The 15,747-nt window shown below is 64.4% G+C and carries 17 protein-coding genes; 11 read left to right on the top strand and 6 right to left on the bottom strand.

All coding sequences use genetic code 11. The features are described 5' to 3' along the window. Nucleotides 1-38: 38 nt before the first annotated feature. On the top strand, nt 39-1,049 hold the full coding sequence (dusA, locus tag SPICUR_RS04725; RefSeq protein WP_051373241.1) for a tRNA dihydrouridine(20/20a) synthase DusA: 1,011 nt from the start codon (nt 39-41) through the stop codon (nt 1,047-1,049). Here dusA and SPICUR_RS04720 read toward each other — a convergent pair. After that, the gene (locus tag SPICUR_RS04720; RefSeq protein WP_041382229.1) at nt 1,038-1,856 is read right to left on the bottom strand and encodes a TatD family hydrolase; all 819 of its coding nucleotides are present in this window, start codon (nt 1,854-1,856) and stop codon (nt 1,038-1,040) included. The two genes, dusA and SPICUR_RS04720, sit on opposite strands and share 12 nt — an antisense overlap. Here SPICUR_RS04720 and SPICUR_RS04715 point away from each other — a divergent pair. Genes SPICUR_RS04715 through fdxA form a run of 4 tightly spaced genes read left to right on the top strand, consistent with a single transcriptional unit; the run spans nt 1,812 to nt 5,107 of the window. Then, a complete protein-coding gene (locus tag SPICUR_RS04715) occupies nt 1,812-3,467 on the top strand; it encodes a class I adenylate-forming enzyme family protein (protein WP_237220353.1) in 1,656 nt (551 codons plus the stop codon). The two genes, SPICUR_RS04720 and SPICUR_RS04715, sit on opposite strands and share 45 nt — an antisense overlap. After that, nucleotides 3,464-4,294: a bifunctional hydroxymethylpyrimidine kinase/phosphomethylpyrimidine kinase gene (gene thiD, locus SPICUR_RS04710; RefSeq protein ID WP_023366581.1), complete on the top strand. Its 831-nt coding sequence runs from the start codon at nt 3,464-3,466 to the stop codon at nt 4,292-4,294. The genes SPICUR_RS04715 and thiD overlap by 4 nt, the downstream gene beginning before the upstream one ends. 7 nt (nt 4,295-4,301) lie before the next feature. Next, the gene (locus SPICUR_RS04705) at nt 4,302-4,787 is read left to right on the top strand and encodes an Rrf2 family transcriptional regulator (protein WP_023366579.1); all 486 of its coding nucleotides are present in this window, start codon (nt 4,302-4,304) and stop codon (nt 4,785-4,787) included. After that, entirely contained in the window at nt 4,784-5,107 is a 324-nt protein-coding gene (fdxA, locus tag SPICUR_RS04700; RefSeq protein ID WP_023366577.1) for a ferredoxin FdxA, read from the top strand. The genes SPICUR_RS04705 and fdxA overlap by 4 nt, the downstream gene beginning before the upstream one ends. Nucleotides 5,108-5,119: 12 nt before the next feature. On the opposite strand, the gene ispG is transcribed toward fdxA, so the two are convergent. Next, on the bottom strand, nt 5,120-6,361 hold the full coding sequence (ispG, locus tag SPICUR_RS04695) for a flavodoxin-dependent (E)-4-hydroxy-3-methylbut-2-enyl-diphosphate synthase (protein WP_023366575.1): 1,242 nt from the start codon (nt 6,359-6,361) through the stop codon (nt 5,120-5,122). A gap of 27 nt (nt 6,362-6,388) precedes the next feature. Between ispG and SPICUR_RS04690 the strand changes: the two genes are divergently transcribed. The 3 genes from SPICUR_RS04690 to SPICUR_RS04680 all read left to right on the top strand — a co-directional run bounded on the left by SPICUR_RS04690 (nt 6,389) and on the right by SPICUR_RS04680 (nt 8,308). Next, nucleotides 6,389-7,081 (top strand): glutathione binding-like protein, encoded by a 693-nt coding sequence (locus tag SPICUR_RS04690; RefSeq protein ID WP_023366573.1) that lies wholly within the window; start codon nt 6,389-6,391, stop codon nt 7,079-7,081. A gap of 5 nt (nt 7,082-7,086) precedes the next feature. Then, nucleotides 7,087-7,908, top strand: coding sequence for a nucleoside triphosphate pyrophosphohydrolase (mazG, locus tag SPICUR_RS04685; RefSeq protein ID WP_023366571.1), 822 nt, complete (start codon nt 7,087-7,089; stop codon nt 7,906-7,908). 67 nt (nt 7,909-7,975) lie between these two features. Further along, on the top strand, nt 7,976-8,308 hold the full coding sequence (locus SPICUR_RS04680) for a 4a-hydroxytetrahydrobiopterin dehydratase (RefSeq protein ID WP_041381684.1): 333 nt from the start codon (nt 7,976-7,978) through the stop codon (nt 8,306-8,308). Here the strand turns inward: SPICUR_RS04680 and moaC are convergent. Both moaC and gpmA read right to left on the bottom strand, forming a co-directional pair. Then, nucleotides 8,305-8,778: a cyclic pyranopterin monophosphate synthase MoaC gene (moaC, locus tag SPICUR_RS04675; RefSeq protein ID WP_023366567.1), complete on the bottom strand. Its 474-nt coding sequence runs from the start codon at nt 8,776-8,778 to the stop codon at nt 8,305-8,307. The two genes, SPICUR_RS04680 and moaC, sit on opposite strands and share 4 nt — an antisense overlap. After that, entirely contained in the window at nt 8,775-9,464 is a 690-nt protein-coding gene (gene gpmA / locus SPICUR_RS04670; protein ID WP_470406600.1) for a 2,3-diphosphoglycerate-dependent phosphoglycerate mutase, read from the bottom strand. Before gpmA ends, moaC begins: the two co-directional genes overlap by 4 nt. An 86-nt stretch (nt 9,465-9,550) precedes the next feature. Here gpmA and SPICUR_RS04665 point away from each other — a divergent pair, with 86 nt between their 5' ends. The 3 genes from SPICUR_RS04665 to SPICUR_RS04655 are packed head-to-tail and all read left to right on the top strand — an operon-like array spanning nt 9,551 to nt 11,666. After that, complete coding sequence (locus SPICUR_RS04665) at nt 9,551-10,039, top strand: L,D-transpeptidase (RefSeq protein ID WP_023366563.1); 489 nt, start codon at nt 9,551-9,553, stop codon at nt 10,037-10,039. Further along, nucleotides 10,036-11,046, top strand: a complete 1,011-nt coding sequence (gene nagZ, locus SPICUR_RS04660) for a beta-N-acetylhexosaminidase (RefSeq protein ID WP_041382226.1) — start codon at nt 10,036-10,038, stop codon at nt 11,044-11,046. The genes SPICUR_RS04665 and nagZ overlap by 4 nt, the downstream gene beginning before the upstream one ends. 44 nt (nt 11,047-11,090) lie before the next feature. Continuing rightward, nucleotides 11,091-11,666, top strand: a complete 576-nt coding sequence (locus SPICUR_RS04655; protein WP_023366559.1) for a hypoxanthine-guanine phosphoribosyltransferase — start codon at nt 11,091-11,093, stop codon at nt 11,664-11,666. Here SPICUR_RS04655 and SPICUR_RS04650 read toward each other — a convergent pair. Together SPICUR_RS04650 and mfd are read right to left on the bottom strand one after the other, a co-directional pair. Further along, nucleotides 11,663-12,253: a CsiV family protein gene (locus tag SPICUR_RS04650; RefSeq protein ID WP_023366557.1), complete on the bottom strand. Its 591-nt coding sequence runs from the start codon at nt 12,251-12,253 to the stop codon at nt 11,663-11,665. The genes SPICUR_RS04655 and SPICUR_RS04650 overlap by 4 nt on opposite strands. Next, nucleotides 12,250-15,720, bottom strand: coding sequence for a transcription-repair coupling factor (gene mfd / locus SPICUR_RS04645; protein ID WP_023366555.1), 3,471 nt, complete (start codon nt 15,718-15,720; stop codon nt 12,250-12,252). Before mfd ends, SPICUR_RS04650 begins: the two co-directional genes overlap by 4 nt. Nucleotides 15,721-15,747 lie beyond the last annotated feature (27 nt).

The raw sequence follows: 15,747 nt of genomic DNA, 5'->3' as shown, positions 1-15,747 counted from the left end.
ATGAGGACACCACTGAGGGTAGCGCGATTTCCGAGCGTATGAGTATGGCAGGACACCGGCGCCTCAGCGTGGCACCGATGATGGACTGGACCGATCCGGCGTGTCGGTATCTGCTGCGCCTGATCAGTCGGCACACGCAGCTCTACACCGAGATGGTACCGGCCCAGGCGCTCTGGCACGGCCACGCAGCGCGTTTTCTCAAAGGGCACCCGAGCGAGGCCCCGGTTGCGATCCAACTCGGGGGTAGTGACCCGGCACAACTCGCCTATGGCGCCGAACTGGCCGAGGCCTGGGGCTATGATGAGATCAATCTCAATGTCGGCTGCCCCAGCGACCGTGTCCAGTCGGGACGCTTTGGCGCCTGTCTGATGCGCGAGCCCGCGCTCGTCAGCGAACTCGTCGCAGCAATGCGAGCGGCGACGCGACTGCCCGTGACCGTAAAGTCGCGGATTGGCGTCGATGATCACGATTCCTACGATGCGCTGTGTCGTTTCACACAGGCGATGATCGATGGCGGCGCGCATGCGCTCGTCGTCCACGCCCGAAAGGCCTGGCTGCAGGGACTCTCACCCAAGCAGAACCGTGATGTCCCGCCGCTTCGCTACGACCGCGTCGCGGCGCTGAAGGGTGACTTTCCTGGCATACCGATCATACTCAACGGCGGTATCCGGGATCTGGATACCGCGAAGTCGTGGCTCGATACCCTGGATGGCACCATGATCGGCCGCGAGGCCTACCACAACCCTTGGCTGCTGGCCGAGGCCGACCACCGCATCTTCGGTGCGTCGCCGGATTCCAGGCCTGAGCGCGAGGCGGTTGTTCATGCCTACCGCGATTACGTCGTGGATCACTGGCGATCGGGTGTTCCCATTACCCGCTTCACACGGCATCTCTCGGGTCTGTTCCAGGGGCTGCCGGGTGCCCGGATATGGCGTCGTACGCTGAGCGAGCGAGGTGCCGTACGCGGCGCCGGCCCCGAGGTGATCGACCAGGCCCTCGAGGCCCGTCACGCGGCGATCCCGTCGGGGGCTGAGACATCAACCGCCTGATCGGGCCTTGCCGGTCAGACGGAAGAAAGAGCGACTGGTCGCGGCCGTGGACTCGGCCAGACGAGTGGCTGATTCATCGTGGAGCGCCGCGACGGCCTCCAGAACATGGGGCAGGAATGCCGGTTCATTACGCCGTTTCGCCGGCGGATCGGGCAGGTTGCGGGGCAGCAGGAAAGGTGCATCGGTCTCGATCATCAGCCGGTCGGCCGGGATGCGAGGCACACAGCGCCGGAGCTCGGCGCCGCGCCGTTCATCCGCGACCCAGCCGGTAATGCCGATATGCACATCGAGCGCTAGACAGGCCTCGAGCAGTGCCTGATCACCGGTAAAGCAATGCAGAACGACTGCGGGCAGGGCAGCGCGATGCTCACGCAGGATGGCAAGAAAATCAGCATCGGCATCGCGCTGGTGGAGGAATACCGGAGACTGCGTGGTAGCGGCGATTTCAAGCTGTGCGACGAACGCAGCACGCTGGTCGGAACGTGGTGAAAAGTCGCGGTTATAATCAAGGCCTGTCTCGCCAACAGCGACGGTTGATGGCTGCTCGATCAGCGCCTCGAGTGATTTGGCGGCGGTATTCGACCACTGGTCGGCGTGATGGGGGTGGACGCCGGCGGTCGCAACCATGACGTTGGGCCAGGCGTTTGCCAGCGCGATGGCGGATTCCGACTCCGCAATGTTGACGCCGGTGAGGACCATGCCCGCTACGCCGGCGGCCGACGCCCGCTCGATAACCGCATCGCGGTCGCCATTGAAGCGCGCATGGGTGAGGTTGACGCCAATGTCGATGAGATCGTTGTACTGCATGCAGCCAGTCTGCTGGAATTTCGCATCATGATGCATATGGATGAATCCGGGGATCAACGCCCGATGAACTGGGTCGGCGACTGGAGTGGCCGCCGACGGTCGCTCACTCCGGAACGGACAGCGCTTATCGATCCGGCAACGGATCAACGCCTCACCTACCAGGCCCTGGATGACCGGGCGCGGCGCTGGGCCCACTGGATCGTTGATGAGGCCGAGCTGGTGCCCGGCCAGGCCATCGCAGTGATTACCGGTAATCGCCTCGAGGCCGTTGAGCTATTTCTAGCGGCGGGCAAGACCGGCGTTGTCATTGCGCCGGTCAGCCATCGGCTCACGGCCACCGAGGCGCGTGCGCTCATCGAGCGGATCGCGCCGGAGTGGCTGGTGGTCGATGAGAGTTTGAATGACTTTGTCGACGCCATGGCGATGGACGCTACAGCGATCCCGAGACTCGGTTTTGGTACGCGCGACAGCGCCGCCGAGCAGGCGCTGGCGCGTCAGACGACAGATCCCATCAATCGGGCGCTTGCCCTGGCCGATCCCTGCCTTCTTGTCCATACCGGCGGCAGTACCGGTCTGCCCAAGATCTGCCGAATCAGCCACCGGCAGATGCTCTGGAATGCAATCGAGCTTCTAGTGGCTGCTGATGGTGCGCTGGCGCAGCGCCGTGAGCTGGTGCTGTTCCCGCTTTTCCATATAGGCGGCTGGAACACGCTGGTACCGATCCTCTATGCCGGCGGGTGCGCGGTGATCCCCGCGGCATTCGAGCCAGATGCGGTACTGCGCGCGATCGATCGCTATGGCATCAACCACCTCGGCGCGGTCGAGGCCATGCTGCAGGCGCTCGCGGCCAGCCCGGCTTTCGCGACCCATTCGCTGCGATCGCTCGAGGCCATCACCACCGCCGGCGCTCCCTGTGCCGAGGCGAGCATGGCGCCATTTCTGGCACGCGGCATCAATGTGCGCCAGTCATATGGCCTGACCGAGGCGGGGCCATCGAACTTCATCAATGCCGCAGCGAGAGCGGATGAGGACGCGGAGACGCCCGATCGTGCCAGTGTGGGTACCAGTTTTTTCCATACCGACTACCGCATCGTCAATCCAGATTCCCTGCAGCCAGTGGCCGTTGACGAGCCCGGTGAGCTACAGATGCGCAGCCCCCATGATTTTGACGGCTACCTCGATGATCCGGTGCGCACGGCGGCGCGCTGGACCGACGATGGCTGGATCCGCAGCGGCGATCTCGCCCGTGAGGATCGCGCCGGGCAGGTGTTTATCGTCGGCCGGCTCGATAATGTCATTGTCAGTGGTGGCGAGAACATCGCCGCCGAAGAGGTAGAGACCGTCCTGCGTGAGCATCCCGACGTCACTGGGGCGATCGTTTTCGGGGTGTCTGATCCGCACTGGGGCGCCAGGCCGGTTGCCTGGCTCACCGGCCCGGCGCATGATGCGGTGGCCACGCTGGCGGGCTGGCTCGAGGGGCGCCTCGCACGCTTCAAACACCCGGCGATGATTGAGGTGGTAGATACCCTGCCACTCACCGGTGCCGGCAAACCTGACCGGCGTCAGGCCCGCCGCGTCCATGAGCAGACCCATCAGGGAGGGCCGTCATGAGCCCCGCACGTATCCTTATCATCGCCGGTTCCGACTCCGGTGGTGGGGCCGGCATACAGGCCGATATCAAGACAGTCACCGCACTGGGTGGATATGCGATGACCGCCGTCACCGCATTGACGGCGCAGAATACCGAGGGTGTCCAGGGCGTTGTGGGCATCGAGCCCGGGTTTATCCGTGAGCAGATCCGCTCGGTAGTCGATGATCTGGGTGTCGACTGCGTTAAAACCGGCATGCTTCATGACCGAGCAGTGATCGATGCCGTTGCCGATGAGCTCGAGCGCTTCGCGGGCCACGTTCCGTGGGTGATCGATCCGGTGATGGTCGCGCAGAGCGGCGCCCGCCTGGTGGCGGACGATGGCATGGCGTATCTGCGCGATCGGCTCATCCCCAACGCCCGACTGATCACGCCGAACATTCCCGAGGCGCAGGCGCTGCTGGGTCGGCCGATCGAGTCACCTGCCGCCATGGACGAGGCGGCCCGGGCACTGCTCGCGCTTGGCTGTGAGGCGGTACTGCTTAAAGGGGGGCATCTAGACGGCGACACCCTGATTGACGTTCTCGCCACCGCCGGTGGTAATCAGCGCTTCGAGCATCCACGTATTGCCACCACCAGCGATCATGGCACGGGCTGTACGCTGGCCTCGGCGATCGCCGAGGGGCTGGGCCGGGAACTCCCGCTCGATGCGGCCGTCCACCGTGGCAGGGACTATCTGCACGAGGCGCTTGTCACTGCCTCGTCGCTGGGCCACGGACATGGGCCGGTCAACCATACCCATACGGTGTCGCCGTACCGATTGACGGCCACCGATCAGTACCGGACGTGATAACGCGATGATCAGACTGTCTGCGAAAAGCCGCTACGCCGTCAGCGCCCTTCTGCACCTGGCGGTTCACAATCAGGCGGGGGCGGTACCGCTTGCAGAGATCTCGGTCTGCCAGGGGATTTCGATGTCCTACATTGACCAGATCTTCTGGAAGCTGCGGCGGGCAGGGCTCGTTCGGGGTACCCCGGGCCCTGGCGGGGGATACCGGCTTGGCCGTCCCCCTGAGGCCATTTCCATGGGAGAGGTTATTACGCTCATGGACGGGCAGGGTGGACCGCGACGCGCAACTTCGGCCCTTGACGGTGAACTGTGGGCGGGGCTCGCCCATCGCATCGAGGCGTTCCTGCGGGGGATAACCCTGGCGGATTTCGCGGCTCGGCCAGAGGTCCGCGAAGCCCTGGTCGACCAGTACACCGGCGGTGGCTGGCGCTGCGATATCTGCGGTGCCCTGTCCACGCGCCAGCAGCCCGCGGCGGGGGCGTCGCGCGCATGACCTACGTCGTCACCGAATCCTGTGTGCGCTGCCGCTATACCGACTGCGTGGAAGTCTGTCCCGTGGACTGTTTCCATGCTGGCCCCACGATGCTGGTGATCGACCCGGTGGAGTGCATCGACTGCGCGGTCTGCGTTTCGGAATGCCCGGTGGATGCAATCTACCCGGATGATGAGGTTCCGGCCGATCAGCAGGACTTCATCGCGCTCAACGCGCGGCTCGCCCAGCAGTGGCCGGTACTCAGCACCCGTCAGGCGCCGCCCGACGACGCGGAGGCGTGGGAGTCAGTCACCGACAAGCGCGATCAGATCGAGGAATGATGCCGCGCCGATTCAGCGATCGGCCCCGCCGGTCCCGTAGCGGCGCTCCACGTATTCCTCAACGATCGTCTTGAACTCGCCGGCGATGTTCTCACCCTTGAGTGTCACCGTCTTCTCGCCATCCACATAGACCGGTGCCACCGGCTTTTCGCCGGTGCCCGGCAGGCTGATGCCAATGTCCGCCTGGCGGCTCTCACCCGGGCCATTCACCACGCAGCCCATGACCGCCAGGCTCATCGACTCCACCCCGGGGTAGTGTTCGCGCCACTCTGGCATGCGCTCTCGGACGTGGCTCTGGATCTCGTCGGCGAGCTCCTGGAAGAAAGTACTGGTGGTTCGTCCACATCCGGGGCAGGCGGCTACGAGGGGTGTGAAGCTGCGAAGCCCCATGGTCTGGAGGATCTCCTGCGCGACCACGACCTCCTGCGTCCGCTCACCGCCCGGCTCCGGCGTCAGAGAGATGCGGATGGTGTCGCCGATTCCCTGCTGGAGGAGGACCGACAGTGCGGCCGTGGAGGCAACAATGCCCTTTGATCCCATGCCCGCTTCGGTGAGACCTAAATGCAGCGGATGATCACAGCGTGCGCCCAGATCCTGGTAGACGCTGATCAGATCCTGGACCCGGCTCATCTTGCAGGAGATGATGATCGCATCATGCGGCAGTCCGATCTCCTCCGCGCGCTCGGCGCTCTCAAGCGAAGAGACCACCACCGCCTCGTGCATCACGCCATCGGGTGATTTCGGTTCGGCCCGTTTGGCGTTCTCGTCCATCAGACGTGACAGCAGGTCCTGATCGAGGCTGCCCCAGTTCACGCCGATACGAACCGGGCGGTTCATGTCACGGGCGAGCTCGATGATCTCGGTGAACTGCGGATCACGGCGACTGCCCTTGCCGACATTACCAGGGTTGATCCGCCACTTGCCGAGTGCCTCCCCGCACTCGGGCACGGCCTTCAGCAGGCGATGGCCATTAAAGTGGAAATCACCCACTAGCGGTACATCAACGCCCATATCATCCAGGCGCTGCCGGATCCGCGGGACCGCACGTGCCGCCTCCTCGTTGTTAACGGTGATGCGGACCAGCTCGGATCCGGCGCGGGCCAGATCGGCGACCTGAATCGCAGTGCGTATCTCATCCACCGTGTCGGTGTTGGTCATGGACTGCACGATCACCGGGGCGTCACCGCCCACCGTGACGTAGCCCACCTTCACCGGCACACTGGGGCGTCTCTGATAACCGGGTATTTCATTCATACCCTCATCATAAAGGATGGAATCCGCATGATCGACGTTTACACATGGCCGACACCGAATGGTCACAAAGTCCACATCGCGCTCGAAGAGCTGGGCCTCGATTACAGCGCGCACGGCATCAACATCGGTCAGGGGGACCAGTTCGGCGAGGCATTCCTGGGCATCAGCCCGAATAATAAGATCCCCGCGATAGTGGATGCGGATGGTCCCGATGGCGAGCCGATTTCAGTCTTCGAGTCGGGGGCCATCCTGCTCTATCTCGCCGAGAAGACCGGCTCACTCTTGCCGAGCGACGCAAGACAACGCTACAACACGCTGGAATGGTTGATGTTTCAAATGGGTGGGCTGGGACCGATGCTGGGTCAGGCACATCACTTCCGCCAGTACGCGCCCGAGCGCATTGAATATGGCATCAACCGCTATACCAATGAGGCGAGCCGGCTGTATGCGGTGATGGACCGTCGCCTCGCTGATCAGGAATGGCTCGCCGCCGATACCTATACCATCGCGGATATCGCTAGCTATCCCTGGATCCGCCCGCATGATGACCAGGGTCAGTCGCTCGATGACTATCCGCATCTCAAACGCTGGTACGAGGCAATAACCGAGCGGCCAGCCGTTCAGCGCGGTTTGGCGGTGCTCGCCGATGCCCGCCCGCCCGCGCTCGATGATGCGGCTAAAGAGCAGCTATTCGGCAACAGCCAGTATCAGCGGCGATGACAGCAATGGAGGAACTGCTAGCGGTGATGGCGCGGCTGCGCGACCCAGAGCAGGGTTGTGCGTGGGATCGTGCGCAGGGTTTCCGCAGCCTTGTCCCCCATACGCTCGAGGAGGCCTACGAGGTCGCGGATGCGATCGAGCGCGATGATCGGCCGGCGATGCGTGACGAGCTCGGTGATCTGCTCTTTCAGGTGGTGTTCTATGCCGAGATCGCTCGCGAGGCAGGAAGCTTCGATTTCGACTCGATCGCCCAGGGCGTCACCGACAAGCTGATCCGTCGTCATCCGCATGTCTTCGGGGATCATCCACCGCTCAGTGCCGAGTCGCAGCGCGAGACCTGGGAAGCCATCAAGGCCGAGGAGCGCGCCGAACGCGCATCCGATGATACCGCACCCAGCGCCCTCGATGATGTCCCACTGGCGCTGCCGGCGCTTACACGCAGTCGCAAGCTTCAGTCGCGGGCGGCGCGGGTTGGTTTTGACTGGCCAGAACCCCATCAGGTCATCGACAAGGTCCGGGAGGAACTTGGCGAACTGGAAGAGGCGTTGAGCGACGTACCGCGGGATCAGGCACATATCCACGAGGAGCTGGGTGATCTATTGCTCGCCTGCGTCAATCTATCGCGCAGGATCGGCGTCGATGCCGATCAGGCACTCCGTGATGGCAATGCCAAATTCGAGCGGCGTTTCAGAGGGCTGGAAGCGATTCTTGCGGATGCGGGTGAACACCCCCAAGCAGCGGCGTTCGATCGGCTTGAGGCCGCCTACCAGCAGGCCAAGGAGCGTGACCAGGAACAACTGCGCTTGAACATCGAACCGAATCAGTGATTGGGTGACCAACATTGAAAGGCGATCCAACCCCGGCGGAGACGCCGGGCATAGCGAAGGAGTAATCATGAGCTTGACCGAGAAGCACTGCACGCCCTGCCAGGGCGGCATTGACCCGATGACCCGCGAGACGGCGGAGCGCTACCTCGAGGATGTCCCGGGCTGGGTGCTCAACGACGATGCAACGGGCATCAGCCGCTTATTCAAGACGGGTGACTTCGCCAAGGCTCAGGCGGTCGCCAACAAGGCGGGCGACGTTGCTGAGCAGGAGGACCATCACTCGGATATCCGGTTCGGCTATGGCTGGTGTGAGGTTGAGATCCACACCCATGCGATCGGTGGTCTGCATGAAAACGACTTCATCTACGCTGCCAAGGTCAACGAGGCCGTGGACGGCTAGCGCCGCCATTCGCCGGAGCGGCCGCCGCGTTTGTGGATGAGCCGCACGCCCTCGATGGTCATGCCACGATCGAGGGCTTTACACATGTCATAGACCGTGATCAGGGCGACCTGCACCGCGGTCAGCGCCTCCATCTCGACCCCGGTCGCGCCGCGGGTCGCTGCCATGACCTCAGCGCGGACCGCCGTTGCATCGGCGTCCACGCTCAATGACACCTCCACGTTCGAGAGCGGGATTGGATGGCACAGCGGAATGAGATCCGCCGCGCGCTTGGCGCCCATGATGCCAGCAACGCGAGCGGTGCCGAGAGCGTCGCCTTTCTTGAGTTCGCCGCGCTCGAGCGCTGCAAGGGTACTCGCGGTCATCACCAGCCAGCCCTCCGCGATCGCGACTCGTTCGCTGTCGGGCTTCTCGCCAACATCCACCATATGCGCCTCACCCGCGGCGTTCAGGTGGGGTAGCTCGCTCAAGCCTTTTCCCTCAGCGAGTACTGGCGCTCGACGCTGAGATCATCACCGAGTTCGTAGACCAACGGATCGCCAGTGGCGATCTCAACGCCGGTGATGGCGTCATCGTTGATCCCCTCAAGATGCTTGACCAAGGCCCGTAGGCTATTGCCGTGGGCGGCGATCAGCAGCGTTGGATAACGCTCCAGTGCCGGTACCAGATCACTCTCCCAGTAGGGCAGCACACGTGCGAGCGTGTCCTTGAGCGATTCAGTGGCAGGCAGCTGCCCGGGCTCCAGGCCGGCATAACGCGGATCATGACGGGGATGGCGGGCGTCGTCGTCGCTGAGTGCCGGCGGCGGGGTGGCGAAGCTGCGCCGCCAGATATGAACCTGCTCATCGCCGTACTGGTCCGCCGTCTCGGCCTTGTCGAGGCCGGTCAGCGCGCCATAGTGACGCTCATTGAGGCGCCAGTCCTTGATCATCGGCACCCACAACCGATCGAGGACATCGAGTCCCATGAACCCGGTACGGATGGCACGGGTGAGCACCGAGGTATAGAGGGCATCAGGCGCAATGCCAGCGGCGCGCATCAGCTCGCCGGCGGCGGTGGCCTCCTCGCGGCCCCTGTCGCTGAGATCGACATCGTGCCAGCCGGTAAACCGGTTCTCGAGATTCCAGATGCTCTGGCCGTGGCGCAGCAGGATCAATCGCTTCATCGGTGGAGTGCCCCCTTCGTGGTGTTTGAGTCGCCGGCTAGGATAGCATTCGACCGACAGGCCACCAGAGATAGCGGATGGATGACTGGATATCGATCTCCCTTCCCGAACAACGGCTGGTCATACACCAGCGAAACCGGCCGATACAGAGCTGGTCGGTGTCGACGGCCGCCGCTGGCGCCGGTGAGCGCAACGGCAGCGGCGGTACGCCGCGCGGGTGGCATCGGGTCCGCGCGATGATCGGCGCCACGGCGCCAACGGGTAGCGTATTCGTGGCGCGGCGTCCGACCGGTGAAATCCACTCCGCCACGCTGGCCGCCGCGCACCCCGAGCGTGACTGGATTCTCACCCGGATTCTCTGGCTCTGCGGCGACGAGCCGGGTCTGAACCGCGGCGGGGCGGTGGATAGTCAGCGCCGCTTTATCTATATCCATGGCACGCCCGACACCGAGCCCATGGGGGTGCCTCGCTCGCATGGCTGCATTCGCCTGCACAGTGCCGACATGATCGCGCTGTTCAACGCCTGCCGGCCCGGTATGCCGGTGTGGATCGGAGCGCCGGACTGATGCTGGGACCGCTGATGATCGGTATCGAGGGTCTGGAGCTGCTCGGCGAGGAGTGTCGGCGGCTGCGGCATCCGGCCGTGGGGGGCGTGATACTGTTCAGCCGCAACTTCGAGACACCCGCTCAACTGCTTGCCCTGACCCGCTCGATCAAGGCGCTGCGCCAGCCCCCGCTACTGATCGCCGTGGATCAGGAGGGTGGGCGGGTCCAACGCTTTCAGGCAGGTCTGACGAGGTTGCCGCCGATGGGGGCGATCGGGCGTGCGGCCACCGCGGATCCGGCACTGGCGCGGGAGGCCGCTCAGACGGCTGGCTGGATAATGGCCGCAGAGCTCCGGGCGCTGGGAGTGGATTTCAGCTTTGCGCCAGTGCTTGATCTCGATCGGGGAATCAGTCAAGTCATTGGTGATCGGGCCTTCAGCGGCGATCCGCCGACGGTCGCAACGCTGGGCCTTGCCTGGCAGCGGGGCGTCCGTGCGGCCGGTTCGGTCGCCATCGGTAAGCATTTCCCCGGTCACGGCGGGACCGCCCCGGATTCGCATCAACAGGCCGTCGTGGACAATCGCCTGCTGCCGGATCTGGTCCATCAGGATCTGGTGCCGTTTCGACGGCTGATCGATAACGGCCTCGCCGGAATGATGATGGCCCATGTCAGTTTTGCATCGGTGGATCCCCGACCGGCCGGATTCGCACCGCCCTGGATCGATTATCTGCGCCGTTCGCTGGGCTTTCAGGGCGCGATCTTCAGTGATGATCTCGAAATGGCGGCGGCAGCCACTCAGGGCGATCCGGGGCAACGCGCCGATAGGGCGCTGGCGGCCGGCTGTGACATGGTGTTATTCGGCAATGCGGGCCGCCGTATCGATCCGTTTCTCGATCAATGGGTCGAGCCCGATCCCCTGGCGGCGTTCCGCCTCGCCCGGCTGCACGGTCGCGATGGCGCCGATCTCGATGCACTGCACGCCAGCGATGACTATCGTAGCGCCTGTTCGTTACTGGCTGGCCTCTAGGGCGATCGCTATACTGCGCCGCTACACACAACGGAGCGATGACTATGACCCAGGGCGTGGAACTGACCGCCGAACAGCTGGCGGGGGTGCTCGAGCGGGCAGAGTGTCTGCATGATGCCAGCGCCATCGAAGACGCGCTGGATCGACTGGGCGAGCAGATCACGGCGGTGATGGCGGATAACCGACCGCTGGTGCTGGGCGTGATGACCGGGGCGATTGTGCCCATGGGGCGACTGCTCAACCGGCTTGATTTCCCACTGGAGATCGATTACATCCATGCCACCCGCTATCACAAGACCACGACCGGGCGGGAGCTGGTGTGGCTGGCAAGGCCGCAGACGCCGCTGCGTGACCGCCATATCCTGATCGTTGATGACATTCTCGACGAAGGCCACACGTTCCGCGGTCTGATCGATGAGTGCCTTGAGCATGGCGCGGCGTCGGTCCATACCGCCGTCCTCGCGGACAAGCCCAATCCCGCCCGGGTGCCCGGTCTCTCGGCGGATTTCGTCGGCCTGACGGTCCCGGAGCGGTATGTATTCGGCGCCGGCATGGATTACAAGGGCTATCTCCGCAACGTCGATGCGATCTACGCCGCCGATCCAGCGGACGAGGATTAATCAACCGTCAGCGGGTCGACTCGAATCACAACGCCAAGGACCGGGTGGTCGAAGTAATGGGGCGCCTCGCCACGCAGGCGGCGACTGGCACTCAGCGTCCAATGGGCATCCGCTGACTCGGCGTATCGAAGCTCCACGCGGGCATGCCGATAGCGCTCGCGGGAAATCTGGATGGTGCCCTCCAGCGATGGGATCGAATCGATGGCCGGCAGCACCAGCGGCTGAGCCTGACCACGGCTCACACCGGGCTGCTCCCAGGCGGCGTGCCAGCGGACATCAAACCCCGCCTGAGCGTCGATTCGACGGGCCGTGCCGGTCAGCTGGTGACTGGAGGCAGGAAGGCGGTCGTAGCCAAGCAGCCCGTCGTCGGGCTCGCCCAAGGGCCACGCGAGACGACGCGGTAGCGGTGTGGGTTCGGTTGCGGGGGCCTCCTGACGGCGCTCGCCAATGGGGGGCTGAGTGAACACAACCACCTCCACCTGATAGCGCGGTGGCCCATCCGCTCCGTCGGTTGTCTGACCCACGGATCGGCCCGCGGTCAGTAGCAGTGCGACGGCCAGCGCCGCGATGATTGCCCGACCTGTCATGCCGCCTCCCGCAGCGCCATCGATTCCAGCAACCGATCGACCAGAGCGATACGCGCCTCGGCGGTCTCCGTCTCGCGCTTGATGCGCAGCCGCTCCTGACCCTCCAGTCGGTAGACCGCGGGCTGCTCCTGCACCAGCCGGACCAACGCACTCGCGTCGACCTGGGGCGACGCGCCGAACTGCACGACGCCACCGCCGGGGCCGACTTCAAAGCGACTGATGCCCATCGCCTGGACCTGCTGGCGGATCCGGGCGATCTCGAGGAGATTACGCGCCGGCTCGGGCAGGAGGCCGAAACGATCGATCATCTCCACCTGCAGTTCGCGCAGCGCCGCGGCGTTGGGCGCGTTGGCGATGCGCTTGTACATGACCAGCCGCGTGTGGACATCCGGTAGATAGTCCTCTGGCAGCAGGGCGGAGATGTGCAGATCAACGTCAGCGCTCTGCTCCAGGGGTTGTTCGAGGGCCGGCTCCTTGCCCGCCTTGAGTGACTGCACCGCGCGGTCGAGCAGATCGCTGTAGAGATTGAATCCCACCTCGTGGATCTGGCCGCTCTGTCCTTCACCGAGCAGCTCACCGGCACCGCGGATCTCAAGGTCGTGACTCGCCAGCGCAAAACCAATGCCCAGATCTTCCAGCGAGGAGATGGCATCCAGCCGCTTGACGGCATCCGCGGTCTGGCTGCGCCGTGGCGGCGCAATCAAGTAGGCATAGGCGCGGTGATGCGAGCGGCCCACGCGGCCACGGAGCTGGTGGAGCTGGGCAAGGCCCAGTCGATCGGCACGGTTGATGATGATGGTGTTCGCCGTGGGCACATCGATACCGCTTTCGATGATGGTGGTGCAGACCAGGATATTGAATCGCTGGTGGTAGAAATCGAGCATCACCCGCTCAAGCTCCCGCTCTGGCATCTGGCCATGGGCGGTACCGACGCGGGCTTCGGGGATCAGGGTCGCGAGCGCCTCGGCGGTGCGCTGGATGCTATCGACGTCGTTATGCAGGAAGTACACCTGGCCGCCGCGATGGAGTTCGCGCAGGCATGCCTCGCGAATGGTCGTCTCGTCCCACTCGTTGACGAACGTCTTGACCGCAAGCCGCCGCGCTGGCGGTGTCGCGATGATCGATAGGTCACGCAGCCCGGCGAGCGACATGTTCAGCGTGCGTGGAATGGGCGTGGCGGTCAGGGTAAGCACATCGACGTTCGCACGCAGGCGCTTGAGCGCCTCTTTCTGCCGCACCCCGAATCGATGCTCCTCATCAATGATCATCAGCCCGAGGCGTTTGAAGCGGACCGACTGCTGGAGGAGCTTATGGGTGCCAATGACGACATCCACCTTGCCCTCAGTGATTGCCTCGAGGGTTTTGGACTGGTCCCTGGCGGACTGAAAGCGCGACAGTTGCTCGATCCGCACTGGCCAGTCCGCGAACCGATCCTTGAAGTTCTGATAATGCTGCTGGCAGAGCAGCGTGGTGGGGACGAGCACCGCCACCTGACGTCCGGACTGGATGCCGGCGAACGCCGCCCGCATGGCGACCTCGGTCTTGCCGAAGCCCACATCACCGCAGACCACACGATCCATCGGGCGGATCTGCTGGAGATCCTGGAGCACGGCGTGAATGGCGGTCTGTTGATCGGGCGTCTCCTCGAACGGGAACTGATTCGCGAAGTGGGCGTAGTCTTCTGCCGGAACGATATGCGGTTCGCCCTGCTGGGCCTCGCGACGGGCATAGATATCGAGCAATTCAGCAGCGACGTCGCGGGCCTTCTGAGCCGCGCGTTTACGCGCTTTTTCCCACTGGCCACTGCCGAGCCGGTGCATCGGCGCACCGTCATCGTCAGCGCCGGTATAGCGGCTGATCAGATGCAGCGAGGCGACCGGTACATAAAGCTTATCGCCCGCCGCGTACTCGAGGGTGAGAAACTCCGTCTCGATGCCATCCACCGCCAGTGTCTGCAGGCCCTGATAGCGGCCGATGCCGTGCTGCTCATGGACGACCGGCGCACCGATGGACAGATCGGTGAGATCGCGGATGATCGCATCCGGATCGCGATCGGGTGATGACTTGCGCCGCCGGCGCTGTTCCGCACGCTCGCCGAGCAGCGCCGACTCCGGGACGACCGCCAGCCCTGCCTGCTCGAGCCGGAACCCGACGTCCAATGGCGCGACCGTCAGTGCGAGCGCTGGCGGATCGGCGACAAAAGCGGCCCAGTCACTGACATCGCGGACGCGGATCCCGGCCGCCTGCAGTCGCTCTCGGAAGGCCTCCCGGCGTCCGGCGGTCTCAGCGGTGAGCAGCACCTGTCCCTCGAAGCCGTCGATGAATGACTGCAGCGATGCCACACCCGTGTCATCTCCGGGAGCGGTGCGCAGATCTGGCAGGGGACGGGCCGATAGGGCGCGATCGCGATTGCGCGATGGCTCACGATGGGTGTCGGTGGGCAGATCGACCTGCCCGCCGGCATGCAGGCCATGGCGCACGGCATCGGGATCGAGATAGAGCGTTTCAGGCGGCAACAGCGGCCGCTCGCGATCGTGCCGGCGCTGCTCGTAACGCTCGCCAATCTGCGACCATTCCGCGGCCAGCTGCTCGTCCACCGCCCCCACGCGGATCGCCAGTGTGCCCGCTGGCAGATAATCAAACAGCGTCGCCGTTGCCTCGAAAAACAGCGGCAGATAGGCCTCAATACCGTTGGGGATATGCCCGTCACTCACGGCTTGATAGACCGGACTCGCGGTCGGATCGCCCTCAAAGCGCGCCCGATACTGACGCCGGAAGCGTTTGATGCCCGCCTCGTCGGTCGGGAATTCGTGGGCAGGCAGCAGTTCGACTGATTCCAGTCGATCAATGCTGCGCTGGGTTTCCGGATCGAAGCTGCGAATGGTGTCGATCTCGTCATCGAACAGATCGATGCGGAACGGCGCCTCGGCGCCCATTGGGTAGAGATCGAGGATCGCCCCACGGACCGCGAATTCGCCATGCTCGAGCACCTCGGAGACGCAGCGGTAGCCGCTGGCCTGCAGGGCGGTGCGCATTGCCTCCAGATCCAGGCGCTGACCACTGGCGAGACGGATCACCGTCCCCTCAAGGAACGACGGCGGCGCAATGCGTTGCATGAGCGTCGCCGCCGGTACGATCACCACCCCACGCTGTTTGCGGGGCAGGCGGTGGAGTGCGCGCAACCGCTCGGAGGTGATGTCCTGGTGGGGTGAGAAGACATCGTAGGGCAGCACCTCCCAGTCGGGCATCAGCTCGATGTCCTCAACGCCGAAAAAGCGTAGCCCGCGACGCAGTTCTTCCGCCTCGGCGGTCCCGGTGGTGATCAGCAACAGCGGCCCATCATGGCGCGCCGCCGTCTCGGCAATCGCCAGTGCGCCTGCATCGCCGGCCAGACCAAGCCAGTCCTGGCGGGTCCCGGCCCGGGTGGGCAGATCATGGTGGATAAGCAGCGGATTGGTATTCGGCATGAACCCGGTAATCAATGGAAGTCAGAG

The sequence above is a fragment of the Spiribacter curvatus genome (assembly GCF_000485905.1).
Taxonomy (GTDB): domain Bacteria; phylum Pseudomonadota; class Gammaproteobacteria; order Nitrococcales; family Nitrococcaceae; genus Spiribacter; species Spiribacter curvatus.
This window is presented reverse-complemented; position numbering and strand designations above follow the sequence as displayed.

Excerpts from the sequence above, each read along its gene's own strand:
- SPICUR_RS04650 (WP_023366557.1), bottom strand. The coding sequence starts at position 12,253 with ATGACAGGTCGGGCAATCATCGCGGCGCTGGCCGTCGCACTGCTACTG.
- SPICUR_RS04690 (WP_023366573.1), top strand. The coding sequence starts at position 6,389 with ATGATCGACGTTTACACATGGCCGACACCGAATGGTCACAAAGTCCAC.
- SPICUR_RS04720 (WP_041382229.1), bottom strand. The coding sequence starts at position 1,856 with ATGCAGTACAACGATCTCATCGACATTGGCGTCAACCTCACCCATGCG.
- mfd (WP_023366555.1), bottom strand. The coding sequence starts at position 15,720 with ATGCCGAATACCAATCCGCTGCTTATCCACCATGATCTGCCCACCCGG.
- SPICUR_RS04705 (WP_023366579.1), top strand. The coding sequence starts at position 4,302 with ATGATCAGACTGTCTGCGAAAAGCCGCTACGCCGTCAGCGCCCTTCTG.
- ispG (WP_023366575.1), bottom strand. The coding sequence starts at position 6,361 with ATGAATGAAATACCCGGTTATCAGAGACGCCCCAGTGTGCCGGTGAAG.
- dusA (WP_051373241.1), top strand. The coding sequence starts at position 39 with ATGAGTATGGCAGGACACCGGCGCCTCAGCGTGGCACCGATGATGGAC.
- SPICUR_RS04715 (WP_237220353.1), top strand. The coding sequence starts at position 1,812 with ATGGGTGAGGTTGACGCCAATGTCGATGAGATCGTTGTACTGCATGCA.
- SPICUR_RS04665 (WP_023366563.1), top strand. The coding sequence starts at position 9,551 with ATGGATGACTGGATATCGATCTCCCTTCCCGAACAACGGCTGGTCATA.
- SPICUR_RS04655 (WP_023366559.1), top strand. The coding sequence starts at position 11,091 with ATGACCCAGGGCGTGGAACTGACCGCCGAACAGCTGGCGGGGGTGCTC.
- SPICUR_RS04680 (WP_041381684.1), top strand. The coding sequence starts at position 7,976 with ATGAGCTTGACCGAGAAGCACTGCACGCCCTGCCAGGGCGGCATTGAC.
- fdxA (WP_023366577.1), top strand. The coding sequence starts at position 4,784 with ATGACCTACGTCGTCACCGAATCCTGTGTGCGCTGCCGCTATACCGAC.
- mazG (WP_023366571.1), top strand. The coding sequence starts at position 7,087 with ATGGAGGAACTGCTAGCGGTGATGGCGCGGCTGCGCGACCCAGAGCAG.
- thiD (WP_023366581.1), top strand. The coding sequence starts at position 3,464 with ATGAGCCCCGCACGTATCCTTATCATCGCCGGTTCCGACTCCGGTGGT.